Raw genomic sequence first — 17,220 nt, forward strand, 5'->3', positions numbered from 1 at the left:
CAGGGTACTCAGCAGACTTCTTCGAGATCCCGGTAAGCCCGGGTTCCCGGGGAGGCCGTGACCCAGCGGTCCAGCAGGGTGCGCACCAGGTGGGCGGGGGCGGCGATCCCGCACTCCCGCTCGACCAGCCAGGACATCCCGGCCGCGCCGCCCTGGCTGAGGTGGCTGAGGTGGCCGGGGTGGGCGGCGTCCCCGTCGTCGTGCGGGTCGTGGTGGGCGGCGATGCCGTCGTCGGAGGCCATCCGGCTCTCCGAGCAGGCGCGGCAGAGCAGCCGCACCGAGGAGGTCCAGTCCTCGGCCGCGTAACCGGCGTCGGCGACCAGCCGTTCCAGCGCGTCCCGGTCCCCGGCGGTGGCGGCCTGCAGCAGCACCACGTAGGTCGGCACCGGGGAGGGCGCCCACAGCTCGATCTCGTCGAAGACGGGGTAGGCCACGCCGTCGGTGACCCGCTCGCCGTGCGGGGCGCCGTCGTGCAGCACCACCTCGCCCCAACGGCGGCCGGAGGAGGGCAACGGGATGGAGAGGACCTCGATCCGGGCCGGGTCCAGGCGGCGGCCCCAGACCACCTCGGACTCGCCGTCCGGGGAGAGCCGCACCGGGGTGGTGCCGAGGTCGAGGCTGACCGGGCCGTCGGGCTGCCCGCCGGGGCCGCCGGGCAGCTTGAGGCCGTACGCCTGCCAGGCGCGGCGGGCCAGCGGCCAGTCCTGCAGGGCGGTGGCGGTGATGCCGAGGTTCCACCAGTCGGGGGCGCCGTGTTCACGGTCCAGCAGGGCGACGGCGCGCAGGCCGGCCGAGCGGGCCTGCTCCCAGTCGCGGCGGAACTTGTGCAGGAGGGCGAGGTTGAACCAGGAGTCGGAGAGCCACGGCTCCAGGTCGGCGGCCATCACCAGCAGCGCGCCGGCGTCCTCGTAGCGGCCGTCGCCGATCAGCGTGAAGGCCCGGTCGGTCGTCTGCCGCCAGGTGGCGGACGGCCGGTGCCGTGCCCGGTGGAAGATCCTCACGTTCGTCCCTGCCGTCGTCGTCCGCTCAAGTCCCGTGCCACCGCGCCCTTGCCGTCCCGGACGGTGCTCGGGGCCCGCTGTCCCGGGTCGGTGTTCCACGCTACGACCGCATCCAACCACGCCCGCCCCCGCCCGCGCTCCCCACCGTCGAGGTTGGGCCCGCCCCTCCCCAGCCTGCCCGCCCGACCGCGCCCTCTCAACCCCTGGCGGGTCCGGGACCGGCCGACGGGCCGCGAACCCGGCCGCCGACCGCTCCCCGCTCCTCCTTCGATTACCGGCACCGCCCCCGCTGCCGGGCCGCGAACCCCGACCCGGCCCGGCAGCGAAGGCCGGTCCCGGGCCTCGACCGGGTCTCAGCCGCGGGCCTGGCCGCCGACCCGGGCCAGGGCATCCACCACCCGGGCGTCGTAGACCCGGCCGCGGCCCAGCCGGATCACCTCCAGCGCCTCCAGCCGCCCCACCGCCTCGCCGACGCCCCGGCCGCGGGCGGCCGTGAGCAGGTCGTCGTGGGCATTGGCGACCCGGATGATGCGGGCGGCGAGCGGCACCGGTCCCTCGCCGCCGGCCTGGCCGGCGTACGGGTCGGCCAACCGGGCGACCTGCTCGGCGACCTGCCGGGGCACCCCGGTGCGGCTGATCACCTCGCTGCCCAGCCGGGCGATCCGCTGCTGTTCGGCGCAGGGCAGCACCGCCGTGGCTCCGTCCGGCACCGGTTCGACCAGGGACAGCTGGCCGACGTCGTGCATCAGCGCGGCGTACTCCAGCAGGGCGAGCTCACGGGTGCCCAGGCCCAGCTCGCGCCCGAGGGCGCACGCCGTGTCCGCGACCCGGCGCGCGTGCCCGTGCGGGGTGTAACCGGCCACCTCGGTGGCGCGGGCGAGGCTGGCGATGGTCTGCCCGGTGGTGGCCCGGACCGCCGCGGCGCGCCGGAAGGACACCTGGGCGAGCAGCAGCGGGGTGCAGAACAGCGGCAGCGCCCAGAGCCCGACCTCACCGGCCGCGAGGCTGACCAGCATGCCGGTGGCGACGATCGCCGAGCCGATGCCGAACAGCGAGCGCAGTTCGTCCTCCAGCGCCGCGGGGAACCGCAACCCGCCCTCGGAGCGGCGCAGCAGTGCCGCCAGGGTCGCGTCGCACAGCGCGGCCAGCGCGGCGACTGCGGTCAGGAACGCCCCGTACGCCGGGCCCTGGGGCGAGAAGCGGTCGACCAGGCCGCCGTTGTACAGCGGCTGGAAGACGGCGGCGGCGAAACCGACCGCGAGCAGCCGGCGGGCGGCGCTGTCCCGGCGGGCCGGGTCGGCCCAGGGCGGGCGGCGGTGCGGGCGGTCCGGGCGGTGCGGCAGGGCCAGCCCGGGCAGCCACGCCAGCAGCAGGCCGGCCCCGGTCACCGCGACCACCTGGAGCGTGCCGTGCGCGGTCGGCACTCCGCGCAACGGTCCGAGCAGGGCGTACGCCAGCGCGCCGGCCGCGCCGATGGGCGCCTGTTCGCGATCGCCCGGAAGGGTGATCCGGACGCACTCGCCGAGCGCGATCAGCGCGGTGAACGCCAGCGCGACCCGGGGCTCCGCGACCCCGCGCACCGCGACCGCGCCCAGCGCGAGCGCCAGCAGCACGGCGGCCGCCGCGTGCACCGCGCGGGCGGTGGGCCCGCACACGGTACGGCCGGGGAACGCCCGGCCTCGGGCCGTCCGGCCGAGGGCCGCGCGCCCGGGCGCCGTCACTGCTGCCCGGCCGCGGGGACGCCGCCCGGGGATGGCACCCGGCCGGGGGCCGTCCGGACCGGTTCGGGCACCCCGAGCGGGATGTCCGGGACGGCCCGCACGCAGTCCTCGGAGTGCACCACCGGCTGCCAGTCGTGCACGGCCAGCGCGTCGATCAGCGCCCGCACCATCACCGGGTCGAACTGGCTGCCGGTACAGCGCTCCAGCTCGGCCACCGCCTCGGTGACCGGGCGTCCGCGCCGGTAGGAGCGGGTGGAGGTCATCGAGTCGAAGGCGTCGGCGACCGAGATGATCCGGGCGAACTCGGGGATCTGCGGTCCGGCCAGCCCGCTCGGGTAGCCGCGGCCGTCCATCCGCTCGTGGTGGTGCAGGATCCCGGCGTGCGCCTCGCCGAGGAAGTCGATCCCGCGCACCAGCTCGTACCCGTACACCGGGTGGATCTCCACGGCCCGCCGCTCCTCCTCGCTGAGGGGACCGTTTCTGCGCAGCAGCTCGGTGGCCACCCCGAGCTTGCCGACGTCGTGCAGGACCCCCGCGAAGCGCAGGGTGCGCAGCCGCTCGGCCTCCATGCCCAGCTGATCGGCGATCAGCACCGAGGCGCGGCCGACCCGTTCACTGTGGCCGCGGGTGTACGCGTCCTTGATCTCCACGGCCTGCACCAGCGACTGCACGGTGGCCTGGTGGGCGTCCTGTTCCCGCTGCCCCTGGGCGAACACCCACGCGGAGATGGACAGCGGCAGCAACGCCAGCAGCGCCGCGAACGCGCCGTACGGCCCCTGCCAGAGCACCGCGACCATCAGGCCGCCGGCCGCGTGCACCAGCACGGGCAGTCCGCACACCGCACAGGCCCCGCGCAGCAGCACCCCGGCCCCGCGGCCCTCGCTGAGCATCACCATCACCCCCACCACCACCCCGTTGACCAGGCAGAACGCGGCGACGGAGGCGAACCCGGGCAGCAGCGCGGCCGGGAAGCGGGAGCCCAGCAGCAGCTGCGGGCCGCACAGCAGGTGGAAGACCACCGAGGAGGCGAAGGCGCAGAGCGCGAGCTGGGAGCCGTTGAACAGCTGGCGGCGCCGGCAGCCGGGCCCGCTCGGGCCGCCGAGCACCGCGGCCGGGGCGGCGACCAGGGCCGCGGCGGACGGAGGGAGCATCAGGACCCCGGCGAACAGCACCGGGAAGAAGGCGTTCGCCCCCGGCCGGGCAGGCACTCGCGCGGGCAGTGCCGGGCGGCGCAGCATCCGGCGCACCAGCACCAGGCAGGGCGTCGGCAGCCCCTGGGCCAGGGACTCCCAGCAGCCGTGCAGGAAGGCCAGCAGCCCGAGCTTGGGCCAGTCCGTCACCCCGCCGAGCCAACGCGGCACCCCCGGGGTGACCGCGGCGGGCAGCAGCGGCACCAGGCAGCACAGCGCCACCACCGGGACGGCCACCAGGTAGCGCACCGCCCCCGGCGGCAGGGTCGCGCCTCCACTGTCGGTAGCGATCTCGACCTCCCCGCCGTCCGGGCCCGGTGTTGCCTCAGCACGCCGGGCGAGCCGGCGGTGAGCGTCCGTCAGGAGGATAGGCCGCCGTCCGGGCGTGGGGACGCATGATCGCGCAATGGTGCAGTTGGCGCACCGCCAACTCACTCGAACGAGTGACGGCGCACGTGAGCAGAACGGGAGCGGCCCCGGGAGCACGTGCTCCCGGGGCCGCTGAACTTCCTTGCCCGGACCGCCTTCGCCGACGGACCGACCGCCGACGGACGGACGGCTGACAGACCGACCACTGGCGGACGGACGGCGGACGGACGGCTGACGGACCCGGCCGGGCCCGGCCGGTCACTCCGCCGGGGCGCCCGCCTCGACCGTCGCGCCGGGGCGCTCGGCCGGCTCCTCGCCCGCCACGCCCTTCGCCGGCCTCGGCGCCGGCCGGGCGTTCTCGGCGTGCACCTCGACGGAGGCCTCCACCGAGACCACCACCTGCTCGCCCGAGCGCTGCCCGGCCCGGATCGAGTCGATCCTGGCCAGCACCTTGCTCCGCAGGTCAGCCGGGGTGTCGTCGCACCCGCAGGAGCGCTTGATCAGCGCCTTGATCGCCTGCTCCAGCCCGTACTGCTTCAGGCAGGGCGAGCACTCCTCGAAGTGCACGCGCAGTTTGGCGCAGTCGCCCTCGGCCATCTCGTTGTCGAGGAATTCGTAGAGGTGGTCGAGGACCTCGCCACACTCGGTGTCGTGCGGATCGCCGCAGCTCATGAGCCCGAGCCCTTCGCTTCCTGCCCTGCCCCGCTGCCGGCCGGGACGAGCCCGCGCTCACGGGCGTAATCCTCCAGCATGCCGCGCAGCTGACGGCGGCCGCGGTGCAGCCGGGACATCACCGTACCGATGGGAGTACCCATGATGTCCGCGATCTCCTTGTACGCAAAGCCTTCTACGTCCGCGAGATAGACGGCGATCCGGAATTCCTCCGGGATGGCCTGGAGCGCGTCCTTGACGTCGCTGTCGGGGAGGTGGTCGAGCGCCTGGGTCTCGGCCGAGCGCAGACCGGTCGACATGTGCGACTCGGCCTTGGCCAGCTGCCAGTCCTCGATCTCCTCCGCCGCGGTGCGCTGGGGCTCCCGCTGCTTCTTGCGGTACGAGTTGATGAACGTGTTGGTGAGGATGCGGTACAGCCAGGCCTTGAGGTTCGTGCCCTCGCGGAACTGGTGGAACGACGCGTACGCCTTGGCGAACGCCTCCTGGAGCAGGTCCTCCGCGTCGGCCGGGTTGCGCGTCATGCGCAGCGCCGCCGAGTACATCGGATCCAGGTAGCCCAGGGCGTCGCGCTCGAAGCGCTCCCGCCGGGCCTCCTCGCTCTCCTGCGCCGACACCCGGTAGGTGTCCTCACCGATCGCCTCGGCCAGCTCCTCACCGGTGAGCGCCTCGCCCGCAGGCCGGACCTCGTCCGGGCCACGGCCCGGCTCGGCCTCGTGCTCGGTCCCGACGACCGGACCCACCTCCTCGGCATGACGGCCACGGCCCACGGCGGGCCGCCCAGAAATGGAGGATATCGGGCTGACGGGCTTCTCGCCCGCGTCTATCCACTCCGGCCAGGAGGGGGCGAACGCCGTGGCGGCCTCGCGCTCCTCTGGCCGTTCGGGGCACGCGATCGAACCCATCTGCCCTGCCTCTCACCGGTGGTTCGTGCTGACGAGCATGTCAACCACACCGGCCCCACCCGCATTCCCGCCCGCGCCCGCCATCCACCCGCACGGGTGAGCGATCGGAAACTCCCTGCTCACGGCGACGGCAACGACAGCAACGACGACGGCGGCCTCGGCCACCGCCACGGCCTCACAGCAGCCGCAGCACCCAGTCCCCCACCGCCGCGCAGATCAGGTCCAGCGTCTCGTCCTCCCCCACCGGCGCCCGCTTGGGCACCGCGAAGCCGTGGCTGCCGTACGGCACCGCCACCAGCTCGTGCCCCGCCGGCAGCGGCGGGAACTCCTCCGGCCCGCCGAACGGGTCCTGCCCGCCCTGCACCACCAGCGTCGGCAGTCCCGACCCCAGCAGCTCCTCCGCCCGGCTCTTCTCCGGCCTGCCCGGAGGGTGCAGCGGGAACGCCAGCGCCACCACCCCCACCGCCCCGGTGGCCGCCCCCGTCCGGCAGGCCACCCGCGCCCCGGCGCTGCGCCCGCCCACCACCAGCGGCAGTCCCGACCCGACCAGGTGCTCGGCCACCGGCCGCCAGCCGAGGTCCAGCGTCCTCGGCGCCGGGCCCAGCTTCCTGCCCGCCACCCGCCAGGGCTGCTCGACCAGCGCCACGGTGATCCCGCGGGCCGGCAGCCTCCCGGCCAGCGCCACCAGGTCGCGGGCCTCGATCCCGCCGCCCGCGCCGTGCCCGAGCGCCAGGACGGCCTTCGGCTCGGCGGCCCGGTGGTGGGTGATCCGGGCCTCGCCGGCCTCGGTGGTGACGAGTTCGGAGGTCATCTCCGTTTGGCTCCCAAGTGCTTCAGAACAGGGTGGTCTCGTACTCGACCTCGGTCCACGGATCCTTGAGCTCCGGGCCGTTGTTGCGGATGCTGCCGACCGCCGGCGACACCGGGGTGGCCAACAGCGCACCGGGCGGCGGGGGTATCAGCAGCCGGCGCAGCGCGTCCGGGTCGGTCAGCCTCGGGTCCAGCCACGCGTCCCAGTCCGGCGGGTCGAGGAACAGCGGCATCCGCTCGTGGATCGGCGCCAGCGACTCCTCGGCGTCCGTGGTGACGACCGTGAACGTCACCAGCCAGGCCTCGGGGTGCCCGGGCGGCACGGCCCGGTTGCGCCAGAACTCGTACAGCCCGGCCAGTGCCAGCGGGGTGCCGTCCGCCCGCGAGACGAAGTACGGCTTCTTCCGCGCCTTGCCCCGCTCGCCCGGCACCGTCTGCCACTCGTAGTAGCCGTCCACCGGCAGGACGCACCGGCGCGCGGCGAAGGCCTGCCGGTACGAGGGCTTCTCGTGCACGGTGTCCGACCGGGCGTTGATCATCTTCACCGCCGTCTCCGCGGTGTTCGACCACTGCGGCACCAGCCCCCAGCGCAGCACCCGCAACTGCCGCAAGGCCCGCGACTGCTCCCGGCCCATCCGCTCCAGCACCACGAAGGCGCTGTCGGTCGGCGCGACGTTCCAGTTCGGCTCCAGAGTCTCCTCCGGGTCCCACTGCTCGACGTCGAACAGCTCGACGATGTCCTCGGGCTTGCTGCTGGCTGCGAACCGACCGCACATGCGGGCCAGCTTGCCATGTCGCCGGTCCCCGCCACTTCCTCACGGCATCCTCATGCCCCGGCCAGAACCGCCCGCTCCCGCCCGCCCGTCCCCCCATGGGAGGCTGCCCCGAACGGCCCAACGCAGCGGAGGAGGCGGGAAGACCCGATGAGCACCGACGACCAGACCCTGAGCGCCCTGTGGGACCAGGTCACCGGCACCCAGTCCGCCCCGCCCGGCTGGCTGGTCCTGGCCACCGGCGGCGCCGCCCTGCTCGCCGTCCTCGCCCGCCCGCTGTGGCACGTCGCCCGCAACGCCGTCACCATCGCGCACGAGGGGGGCCACGGCCTGGTCGCGCTCGTCACCGGCCGCAAGCTCGCCGGTATCCGGCTGCACTCCGACACCTCGGGCCTGACCCTCTCCTACGGCCGCCCCACCGGCCCCGGCATGGTCCTCACCGCCGCCGCCGGCTACACCGCCCCCGCGCTGCTCGGCCTCGGCTGCGCGGCCCTGCTCGCCGCCGACCGGATCACCCTGCTGCTCTGGCTGGTGATCCTCCTGCTGCTCGCCCTGCTCCTGCGCATCCGCAACGCCTTCGGCCTGTTCACCGTCCTCGTGGCCGGCGGCGCCTTCTTCCTGGTCTCCTGGTTCGGCAGCGCCGAGGTCCAGGCCGGCTTCGCCTACCTCGGCTGCTGGTTCCTGCTCTTCGGCGCCGTCCGCCCGGTCCTGGAGCTGCAGCACCAGCGCCGCATCGGCTGGGCCCGCGACTCCGACGCCGACCAGCTCGCCCGGCTCACCCACGTCCCCGCCCTCGCCTGGGTCACCGTCTTCCTGCTCGTCGCCCTCGCCTGCCTCGCCCTCGGCGCGAGCTGGCTGCTCCAGCCCCTGCACTGACCCGCCCCGAGCCGAAGGGGCGGGTCAGTACCGAAAGGGAGACCGCGAGGGAGCGAGGCACGAGCGAGGGAGCACCGACCGTCGGCACCGGATCCGAGCGTCCCGGAGGCGAGCGGGCGAACCCCGCCCCGAGCCGAAGAGGCGCGCCGGTGCCGAAAGGGAGACCGCGAGGGAGCGAGGCACGAGCGAGGGAGCACCGACCGTCGGCACCGGATCCGAGCGTCCCGGAGGCGAGCGGGCGATTAGCAGCCCGTTCCGGTACGGCCCCTAGACTTGCCACATGACCGAGACCCCGTGGCCCGCCCCCGTCGCCACCAGCCCCGTCGACGCCACCGTCACCATCCCCGGCTCCAAGTCGGTCACCAACCGGGCCCTGGTGCTGGCGGCACTCGCCGAGAAGCCCGGCTGGGTGCGCCGCCCGCTGCGCAGCCGCGACTCCCAGCTGATGGCCGACGGCCTGCGTGCCCTCGGGGTCACGATCGAGGAGACGGTCAACAACGACGCGGGCGGCACCGGCGGCGGCGAGGCCTGGCGGGTCTTCCCCGCGCCCGCGCTGCGCGGTCCGGCCTCCGTCGACGTCGGCAACGCCGGCACGGTCATGCGTTTCCTGCCCCCGCTCGCCGTCCTGGCCGACGGCCCGGTGCACTTCGACGGCGATCCGCGCTGCTACGAGCGCCCCCAGCACGGCGTGATCAACGCCCTGCGCGCGCTCGGTGCCCGGATCGACGACGGCGGCCGCGGCGCGTTCCCGCTCACCGTCCACGGCACCGGTTCCCTCGATGGCGGCCCGGTCGAGCTGGACGCCTCGTCGTCGTCGCAGTTCGTCTCGGCCCTGCTGCTGTCCGGTGCCCGCTACAACCAGGGCATCGAGGTCCGGCACGTCGGCGGCCCGGTGCCGTCGCTGCCGCACATCCGGATGACCGTCGAGATGCTGCGTCTGGCCGGGGCCCAGGTCGACGCCCCTGAGGACGGCGGCGAGAAGGACGTCTGGCGGGTCACCCCGGGTGCCCTGATCGGCCGCGACCTGGTGGTCGAGCCGGACCTGTCCAACGCCGCGCCGTTCTTCGCCGCCGCCCTGGTCACCGGCGGCCGCGTCACCGTGCGGGACTGGCCCAAGCACACCACCCAGCCCGGCGACCAGCTGCGCGAGATCTACACCCGGATGGGTGGCGCCTGCGAGTTCACCGACGAGGGCCTGCAGTTCACCGGCACCGGCCGGATCCACGGCATCGAGGCGGACCTGCACGACGTGGGCGAGCTGACCCCGGTGATCGCCGCGGTCGCCGCGCTCGCCGACTCCGAGTCCCACCTGTACGGCATCGCCCACCTGCGTCTGCACGAGACCGACCGGCTCGCGGCGCTCGCCAAGGAGATCAACGATCTCGGCGGCGACGTCACGGAGACCGAGGACGGTCTGCGGATCCGTCCGCGCCCGCTGCGCGGCGGTGTCTTCCACACCTACGAGGACCACCGTCTGGCCACGGCCGGCGCGGTGCTCGGCCTCGCCGTGCCCGGTGTCGGGGTGGAGAACGTCGCCACGACCGCCAAGACCCTCCCCGACTTCCCGGGGATGTGGGCGGAGCTGCTCGGCGGGGCGGGCGGCGCGGACGGAACGACGGCGGACGTCTGAGCGGGGACTGAGCACATGCGCCGCTACGGCAAGGACGCCGACGAGGACGACATCCGCAACCGCCCGGCCCGCCGGGGTTCCCGGCCGCGGACCAGGATCCGGCCCAAGCACGAGGACGCCGCCGAGGCGATGGTGCTGACCGTCGACCGGGGCAGGGTGACCTGCCTGGTCGACCCGGGCACCAAGCAGGAGCGCGAGATCATCGCCATGAAGGCCCGCGAGCTGGGCCGCAAGGGCGTCGTCGTCGGCGACGTGGTCAATCTGGTCGGTGACCTCTCCGGGGACGCCGACACCCTCGCCCGGATCGTCCGGGTCGAGGAGCGCAGCTCGGTGCTGCGGCGCACCGCGGACGACGACGACCCGTACGAGCGGATCGTGGTCGCCAACGCCGAGCAGCTGGCCATCGTCACCGCCCTGGCGGACCCGGAGCCGCGCCCGCGGCTGATCGACCGCTGCCTGGTGGCCGCCTACGACGCGGGCATGGAGCCGCTGCTGGTGCTCACCAAGGCGGACCTCGCCCCGGCCTCGACGCTGCTGGACTCCTACGCCACGCTCGGCATCCAGTACGTGGTCACCCGCCGCGACGAGCTGGAGACGACCGGCGCCGAGGCCGTCCGGGAGTACCTGCGCGGGCGGTCCACGGTGTTCATCGGCCACTCCGGCGTCGGCAAGACCACCCTGGTCAACGCGCTGGTCCCGGACCGTCAGCGGCAGACCGGCCGCGTCAACGCGGTCACCGGCCGCGGCCGGCACACCACCGTGTCGGCGCTCGCGCTGCGGCTGCCCCCGCCGCCGGGCGTCAAGCCGGGCTCCCGGAAGGCGCTGGACCCGGGCTGGGTGATCGACACCCCGGGCTTCCGTTCCTTCGGCCTCTCGCACATCGACCCGTCGCGGGTCATCCTCGCCTTCCCGGACCTGGAGCCGGGTACGGTCGACTGCCCGCGCGCGTGCAGTCACGACGAGCCGGACTGCGCGTTGGACGCCTGGGTCGCCGACGGCCACGCCGAGGCCGCCCGGCTCTACTCGCTGCGCCGTCTGCTGGCCAGCAAGGAGGGCGAGCTCGACTGAGTCCGGCGCGCCCCGCCGCTGTGCGGCGGGGTTCGCGGCCCGTTCGAGGTGTCGGACGGCGCCCGCCTGGTGATCATAGGAAGGTCGGGCCGGGCACGGTCCGACCGTCGATCCACTGGGAGGGCACGCGATGGCATGGGCCCTGGTGGTCCTGGCAGGCCTGCTGGAGACCGGCTTCGCGATCAACCTCAAGCTCAGCGAGGGCTTCACCAAGCTCTGGCCCACCATCAGCTTCTGCGCGTTCGCCCTCGGCAGCTTCGGCCTGCTCACCCTGTCCCTGAAGAGCCTGCCGGTCGGCCCCGCCTACGCGGTGTGGACGGGCATCGGCGCAGCCGGCACCGCCGTCTACGGCATGGTCTTCCTGGACGAGACCACCTCGGTGCTCAAGCTGGTCTCGATCTCCCTGGTGATCACCGGGGTCATCGGCCTCCAGCTCAGCGGCACGACGCACTAGGAGGCCCCGGCGCGCACGGCGCCGGCTCCCGCCCGGGGAGCCGCCTGCGCGGTGCGGGCGGGCCCGACACCGCTCCGTCCCGCTCCGCGAGCCCGGCTGTGTCGATCGGGGCGGGCTCGCTAGGGTTTCGGGCATGGCCGACTACCACGACGATCTCCGACTCGCCCACGTCCTCGCCGACTCGGCCGACTCGGTCACCCTGGAGCGCTTCCGCGCCCTCGACCTGAAGATCGAGACCAAGCCCGACCTCACCCCGGTGAGCGACGCCGACAAGGCGGCCGAGGAGCTCGTGCGCAGCGTGCTCCAGCGCGCCCGCCCGCGCGACGCCGTCCTGGGCGAGGAGTTCGGCCTGCAGGGCTCCGGCCCGCGCCGCTGGGTGATCGACCCGATCGACGGCACCAAGAACTACATCCGCGGGGTCCCGGTCTGGGCGACCCTGATCGCCCTGCTGGAGGACGGCCCGGACGGCGTCGAACGCCCGGTGGTCGGCATCGTCTCCGCCCCGGCGCTGCAGCGCCGCTGGTGGGCGGCCAAGGGCCTCGGGGCCTTCGCGGGCCGCAGCCTGACGAAGGCCTCCCGGATCCACGTGTCCGGCGTCTCCCGGATGGAGGACGCGTCCTTCTCCTACTCCTCGCTCACCGGCTGGGAGGAGCGCGGCCGCCTCGACCCGTTCCTGGACCTCACCCGCGCCTGCTGGCGCACCCGCGCGTACGGCGACTTCTGGTCCTACATGATGGTCGCCGAGGGCGCCGTCGACATCGCCGCCGAGCCCGAGCTGTCGCTGTGGGACATGGCGGCCAACTGCGTGATCGTCGAGGAGGCCGGCGGCCGCTTCACCGGCCTGGACGGCGTCCCGGGCCCGGGCGGCGCCGACGCCGTCGCGTCCAACGGCCTGCTGCACGAGGAGACGCTGCGCCGGCTGAGCGTCTGACGCCGCGCCGACGTGGTGCGGCCCCCTCGGCCGGTGGGAGCCGGTCGAGGGGGCCGCCGTTCATCCGGGCCGGGTGCTACTGCTTGCGCAGCTCCCGGACCGCCGCGTCCAGCCGCTGCCCGTAGTCGGCGTCGGCCTTGCGGAAGTTGTCGACCGCCCGCTCCACGATGTCCTCGCGGTCGGCGGAGACCTTGGCGATGAAGCCGGCCAGGTTGGCGATCAGCCGCTGCTTCTCGTCCTCCGAGAACAGCCGGTAGAGGGTGCCGGCCTGCACGAAGTCGTCGTCCTCGGCGTGTGCGGGCGCCGCGTGGGTGCCGGTGGTGCCGTCGACGGCGGTGGCGGCCCACAGCGGACGGCCGGTCTGCACCGGGCCGCCGAAGCTGTTCGGCTCGTAGTTCTTCTGCCGTCCGTGGCGCCCGTCGTACAGGTGGCCGTCGCGGCCGTTGGTGCGGGCCTCGGTGGCGTGCGGGCGGTTCACCGGCAGGTGGTCGGCATTGATGCCGACCCGGTAGCGGTGGGCGTCGGCGTACGCGAACAGGCGGCCCTGGAGCATCTTGTCCGGGGACGGGCCGATGCCGGGCACGAAGTGCGACGGGGAGAAGACCGACTGCTCGACCTCGGCGAAGACGTTGTCGGGGTTGCGGTTGAGCTCCAGCCGGCCGATCTCGACCGGCGGGTAGTCGGCGTGCGGCCAGACCTTGGTCAGGTCGAAGGGGTTGAAGCGGTAGGCCGCCGCGTCGGCCGCGGGCATGATCTGGACCTGCACCGTCCAGCTGGGGAACTCGCCGCTCTCGATCGACCGGCGCAGGTCACGCTGGTGGCTGTCCGGGTCCTCGCCGGCGAGGGTGTTGGCCTCGGCCTGGGTGAGGTTGCGGATGCCCTGGTCGGTCTTGAAGTGGTACTTGACCCAGAAGTGCTCGCCGGCCTCGTTCTGCCACTGGTAGGTGTGCGAGCCGTAGCCGTTCATGTGGCGGTAGGAGGCCGGTATGCCGCGGTCGCCGAAGAGCCAGGTGACCTGGTGGGTGGCCTCGGGCGACAGGCCCCAGAAGTCCCAGACGTTGTCGGCCTCCTGCGAGCCGGTGTACGGGTCGCGCTTCTGGGTGTGGATGAAGTCGGGGAACTTGATGGCGTCCTTGATGAAGAACACCGGGGTGTTGTTGCCGACGAGGTCGTAGTTGCCCTCCTCGGTGTAGAACTTCAGCGCGAAGCCGCGCGGGTCGCGCACCGCGTCGGCCGCGCCGAGGTTGCCCGCCACGGTGGAGAAGCGCAGGAAGACCTCGGTCTGCTTGCCGACCTCGGACAGGAACGCCGCCCTGGTCCAGGGCGTGACGTCGGCGGTGACCGTGAAGGTGCCGTACGCGCCGGCGCCGCGGGCGTGCACCACGCGCTCCGGGATCCGCTCGCGGTTGAAGTGCGCGAGCTTCTCGAACAGCAGCTGGTCCTGGATCAGTGCCGGGCCGCCGGTGCCCGCGGTCTCGGTGTTCTGGTTGTCGGCGACGGGGGCACCCGCCTCCGTGGTGAGGGTCGGGCGCAGCTCGTCCTGCGTGGTCATAACGGGTGCCTCCACGGGGTCCGGTCGTGATGACACGATCCTAACTTGGACTTTGTCCAAGTCAATACTGGAATCAATCCCGGACGGTGACTTAATCTGGCGGACATGGACGACCTGCTGGAGAGACTGCGCGAACGCGGCTGGCGGCTGACCTCGCAGCGGCGGGTCGTGGCCGAGGTCCTCGGCGGCGAACACGTCCACCTCACCGCCGACGAGGTGCACGCCCGCGCCGCGGCCCGGCTGCCCGAGATCAGCCGCGCCACCGTCTACAACACGCTCGGCGAACTGGTCGCCCTCGGCGAGGTCCTGGAGCTCGCCACCGACGGCCGCGCCCGGCGCTATGACCCCAACGCGCACCGCGCCCACCAGCACCTGGTCTGCTCCGGCTGTGGCGCGATCCGCGACGTCCACCCGCACGGCGACCCGCTCGCCGCGCTGCCCGCCGCCGAGCGCTTCGGGTTCGCGGTCACCGCCGCCGAGGTCACCTATCGCGGCCTGTGCCCCGACTGCCTTCCGCAGCACGGCGGTTGAGCCGCCGGCGCGCTCGCACCGACGGCGCCCCCGTACGGCCCGAGCCCCGGCCCTGACCTGCCGCCGGACGCCCGCTACGCGCTCAGCTCGGCGTGCAGCGCGCCCAGCAGGCGCCCGGCCCGCTCCGCCACCTCGGCCGGCCCGTAGTCGATCGCCCGCCGGCACCAGTTCTCCGCCTGCACCGGCTCGCCCCGGCGCAGCGCCAGCAGCGCGAGCCGCAGCGCCGCCCGCCCGTGCCCGGCGTCCGCGGCCCGGGTGTACCAGAGCATCGCCTCGGCCTCCCTGTCCTGCCGGGCCAGCAGCAGCCCCAGGTTGAACGCGGCGCTGCGGCTGCCGGCCTCGGCGGCCCGCCGGTACCAGCTCTCGGCGATCTCCAGCGCCCCGCGCTCGGCCGCCCGCACGCCCATCCGCACCTGCGCCCGCCGGTGCCCGGCGTCGGCCGCCAGCGCGTACCAGTGCTCGGCCTCGGCGTCCGCGTCCCCCCGCCGGTCCAGCAGCGAGGCCAGCCGGAACGCGCCCTCCGCCGAGCCGCCCGCCGCGGCCTGCCGGTAGCGCTCCAGCGCCCCGGACAGGTTGCCGCGCTGCTCCTGGACGACGGCGAGCTGCAGCGCCGCCTCCCCGTGCCCCTCGGCGGCGGCCCGCGCGTACCACTCCTGGGCCTGCCGCTGCTCGCCGCGCCCGGCGTGCAGCACGCCCAGGTTGAAGGCGCCGTCCACACTGCCGGCCTCGGCCGCCTTGGAGAACCACGGCTCGGCGCCGGACTCGTCGCCGCGTTGCAGCAGCACCACGGCCAGCGCGTTGCAGGCCTCCCGGTGCCCGGCGTACGCGGCCCGGCGGTACCACTGCTCGGCCTGCTGCTCGCGGCCGGTGCCGGCGCAGAGCAGGCCGAGGTTGAAGGCGCCGTTCTGGTCGCCCGCGTCCAGCGCGGCGCGGTACCAGCGCTCGGCCTCCTTGGCCTCGCCGCGGCTCGCGTGCACCGCGCCCAGCGCGTTGGCGGCGTTGCCGTCCCCGGCCTCGGCCGCCTCCTGCCACCACTCGGCGGCGGCCGCGACGTCCCCGGCGTCGCGCAGCAGGAAGCCGAGCGCGCAGGCCGCGCGCGGCTCCCCGTTCTGCGCGGCCTGCCGGTACCAGCGGGCCGCCTCGTCCAGCAGCGACTGCTCGGTGCGGGCGCGCTCCTCCAGCAGCACGCCCAGGCGCAGCGCGGCGCGGGCGTGGCTGCGGGCGGCCGCGGTGCGGTACCAGGCCTCGGCGGTGTCCTTGTCCCCGGCGGCCTCGCGCATCCGGGCCAGCCGGTAGGCGGCCTCCCGGTGCCCGGCGTCGGCGGAGACCTTGAACCAGCGCTCGGCCCGGACGTCCCGCCGGTGCTCCATCAGGTCGCCCAGCGCGTAGGCGCCGAGCGGGTGCCCGTGGTCGGCGGCGAAGTGCAGCCAGTACTCGGCGGCCTCCTCCTCGCCCTGGTCGCGCAGCTGCAGCCCGAGCGCGTGCGCGGCCGGGGCGCTGCCCGCGACGGCGGCCTGGCGCCACCACTGGCCGGCCTCCGCCCGGTGGCCCTGCTGGTGCAGCAGCACGCCGAGGTTGTTGGCGGCGGAGCGCACCCCGGCCGCGGCGGCGGCGCGCAGGTACGGTTCGGCGTCCTCCAGGTCGCCGCGGCGCAGCAGCAGGGTGCCGAGCCGGGTCGCGGCGTCCGGGTCCCCGCCGTCGGCGGCCTGCCGGTGCCGGGCCTCCAGGGCGGCGGACTCGCGGGCGGCGAGCGCGGTCTCGAAGCTGGTCGGGTCCAGGCCCGCCGGGTCGAGCGCGGCGCCGGAGGGCGGCTCCTCCCCGGGCTGCTCCCCGTACGCGCCGACGGCGGCGGCGAACTGACGGGTGGACACGTGGACCAGGCTGTCGGGGCCGTAGCCCGGGGTGGGGCGTTCGGACAGGCCGCTGGTGCGCTGGGCCGGCAGGGCCCCGGGGCGGTTCTCGGGGCTTTCGGGGCTTTCCGCCCAGGCGTCGGTGTCCGCCTCGGGCGCCGCCGCGGACTTGGCGCCTGACTTGCCGATAAGCCTCATGCCGACTCCCGCTCCCCCAGAGTGTCGCGGCATCGTTCCCCGGCCTGCGGCCGGGGGGACTCCCAGGAGAGGCGCCGGACCCGACGGCTGATCAGCAGCCGTGCACCGTCCCCCGTGTGTCCCATCGTCGCATCACCTGCTACCCGCGTACACCTGCCCCGGCCGAATTCGAGCGGGGCCGACCCGAAGCCGACGAAATTGCTTCGGCGCTTTGTCGATTTCCCGACACTTCCACCCCACAAACCCCGCTGCCGTCCTCCTTGGCGACGGTCGATAGTACCGGAGCGGTTCCCACCGCTTACGGACGAGAGCGCTCCGGGAAACACCAGAGGCCCGGAGGAAGGATCCTCCGGGCCTCTGGCCTTTGTAGCGGGGACAGGATTTGAACCTGCGACCTCTGGGTTATGAGCCCAGCGAGCTACCGAGCTGCTCCACCCCGCGTCGGTAGGTGAACCATAGCACGGAAACGACAGGGGTCCGTCCGGGTGATCGTCCCGGGCCCCGCACACGCCCGAACGGGAACGCCCGCCCGCCCCACCGGAGCGGCGGGATGCCGGCGGGCACGGGCGGCACCGAAGACCTCCGGGAAACACCGGAGGCCCGGAGGAAGGATCCTCCGGGCCTCTGGCCTTTGTAGCGGGGACAGGATTTGAACCTGCGACCTCTGGGTTATGAGCCCAGCGAGCTACCGA

At 74.4% G+C, this 17,220-nt stretch carries 15 protein-coding genes and 2 tRNA genes (1 of these 17 only partly in view); 6 read left to right on the forward strand and 11 right to left on the reverse strand.

The features are described 5' to 3' along the window. Nucleotides 1–8: 8 nt before the first annotated feature. From AB0D10_RS23330 to AB0D10_RS23360, 7 genes are all read right to left on the reverse strand, one after another. Nucleotides 9–1,001, reverse strand: a complete 993-nt coding sequence (locus tag AB0D10_RS23330) for a hypothetical protein (protein WP_360259472.1) — start codon at nt 999–1,001, stop codon at nt 9–11. Between the two features lie 353 nt (nt 1,002–1,354). After that, on the reverse strand, nt 1,355–2,656 hold the full coding sequence (locus AB0D10_RS23335) for an HD domain-containing protein (RefSeq protein WP_360259474.1): 1,302 nt from the start codon (nt 2,654–2,656) through the stop codon (nt 1,355–1,357). Nucleotides 2,657–2,718: 62 nt separating this feature from the next. Then, complete coding sequence (locus AB0D10_RS23340; RefSeq protein WP_360259476.1) at nt 2,719–4,161, reverse strand: HD-GYP domain-containing protein; 1,443 nt, start codon at nt 4,159–4,161, stop codon at nt 2,719–2,721. Nucleotides 4,162–4,539: 378 nt separating this feature from the next. Beyond that, a complete protein-coding gene (gene rsrA / locus AB0D10_RS23345; RefSeq protein ID WP_360259478.1) occupies nt 4,540–4,953 on the reverse strand; it encodes a mycothiol system anti-sigma-R factor in 414 nt (137 codons plus the stop codon). Continuing rightward, entirely contained in the window at nt 4,950–5,588 is a 639-nt protein-coding gene (locus AB0D10_RS23350) for a sigma-70 family RNA polymerase sigma factor (RefSeq protein WP_360259639.1), read from the reverse strand. Before AB0D10_RS23350 ends, rsrA begins: the two co-directional genes overlap by 4 nt. A 442-nt stretch (nt 5,589–6,030) precedes the next feature. After that, nucleotides 6,031–6,666, reverse strand: a complete 636-nt coding sequence (locus AB0D10_RS23355; RefSeq protein ID WP_360259480.1) for an alpha/beta family hydrolase — start codon at nt 6,664–6,666, stop codon at nt 6,031–6,033. 22 nt (nt 6,667–6,688) lie between these two features. Continuing rightward, nucleotides 6,689–7,441, reverse strand: a complete 753-nt coding sequence (locus AB0D10_RS23360; RefSeq protein ID WP_360259483.1) for an SOS response-associated peptidase — start codon at nt 7,439–7,441, stop codon at nt 6,689–6,691. Between the two features lie 147 nt (nt 7,442–7,588). On the opposite strand from AB0D10_RS23360, the gene AB0D10_RS23365 reads away from it, so the two are divergent. The 5 genes from AB0D10_RS23365 (at nt 7,589) to hisN (ending at nt 12,397) form a co-directional block, all read left to right on the forward strand. Next, on the forward strand, nt 7,589–8,314 hold the full coding sequence (locus tag AB0D10_RS23365) for a M50 family metallopeptidase (RefSeq protein ID WP_360259486.1): 726 nt from the start codon (nt 7,589–7,591) through the stop codon (nt 8,312–8,314). 280 nt (nt 8,315–8,594) lie between these two features. Beyond that, on the forward strand, nt 8,595–9,944 hold the full coding sequence (aroA, locus tag AB0D10_RS23370) for a 3-phosphoshikimate 1-carboxyvinyltransferase (protein WP_360259487.1): 1,350 nt from the start codon (nt 8,595–8,597) through the stop codon (nt 9,942–9,944). A 15-nt stretch (nt 9,945–9,959) separates the two neighbouring features. Further along, the gene (rsgA, locus tag AB0D10_RS23375) at nt 9,960–11,012 is read left to right on the forward strand and encodes a ribosome small subunit-dependent GTPase A (protein ID WP_360259490.1); all 1,053 of its coding nucleotides are present in this window, start codon (nt 9,960–9,962) and stop codon (nt 11,010–11,012) included. 130 nt (nt 11,013–11,142) lie between these two features. Continuing rightward, complete coding sequence (locus tag AB0D10_RS23380) at nt 11,143–11,466, forward strand: multidrug efflux SMR transporter (RefSeq protein ID WP_360259492.1); 324 nt, start codon at nt 11,143–11,145, stop codon at nt 11,464–11,466. Nucleotides 11,467–11,599: 133 nt separating this feature from the next. Beyond that, nucleotides 11,600–12,397 (forward strand): histidinol-phosphatase, encoded by a 798-nt coding sequence (gene hisN, locus AB0D10_RS23385; RefSeq protein WP_360259495.1) that lies wholly within the window; start codon nt 11,600–11,602, stop codon nt 12,395–12,397. A 76-nt stretch (nt 12,398–12,473) separates the two neighbouring features. On the opposite strand, the gene AB0D10_RS23390 is transcribed toward hisN, so the two are convergent. After that, complete coding sequence (locus AB0D10_RS23390) at nt 12,474–13,949, reverse strand: catalase (RefSeq protein ID WP_360259497.1); 1,476 nt, start codon at nt 13,947–13,949, stop codon at nt 12,474–12,476. A 105-nt stretch (nt 13,950–14,054) separates the two neighbouring features. On the opposite strand from AB0D10_RS23390, the gene AB0D10_RS23395 reads away from it, so the two are divergent. After that, nucleotides 14,055–14,480, forward strand: coding sequence for a Fur family transcriptional regulator (locus AB0D10_RS23395; protein WP_360259500.1), 426 nt, complete (start codon nt 14,055–14,057; stop codon nt 14,478–14,480). 74 nt (nt 14,481–14,554) lie between these two features. Here AB0D10_RS23395 and AB0D10_RS23400 read toward each other — a convergent pair whose 3' ends face one another. From AB0D10_RS23400 to AB0D10_RS23410, 3 genes are all read right to left on the reverse strand, one after another. Then, on the reverse strand, nt 14,555–16,528 hold the full coding sequence (locus AB0D10_RS23400) for a tetratricopeptide repeat protein (protein ID WP_360259503.1): 1,974 nt from the start codon (nt 16,526–16,528) through the stop codon (nt 14,555–14,557). A gap of 367 nt (nt 16,529–16,895) precedes the next feature. Further along, nucleotides 16,896–16,969: transfer RNA gene (locus tag AB0D10_RS23405), tRNA-Met, on the reverse strand. 193 nt (nt 16,970–17,162) lie between these two features. Next, nucleotides 17,163–17,220: transfer RNA gene (locus AB0D10_RS23410), tRNA-Met, on the reverse strand; it runs 116 nt beyond the window's last position.

This window comes from Kitasatospora sp. NPDC048545, assembly GCF_040651155.1.
In the GTDB taxonomy this organism is placed as follows: Bacteria; Actinomycetota; Actinomycetes; order Streptomycetales; family Streptomycetaceae; genus Kitasatospora.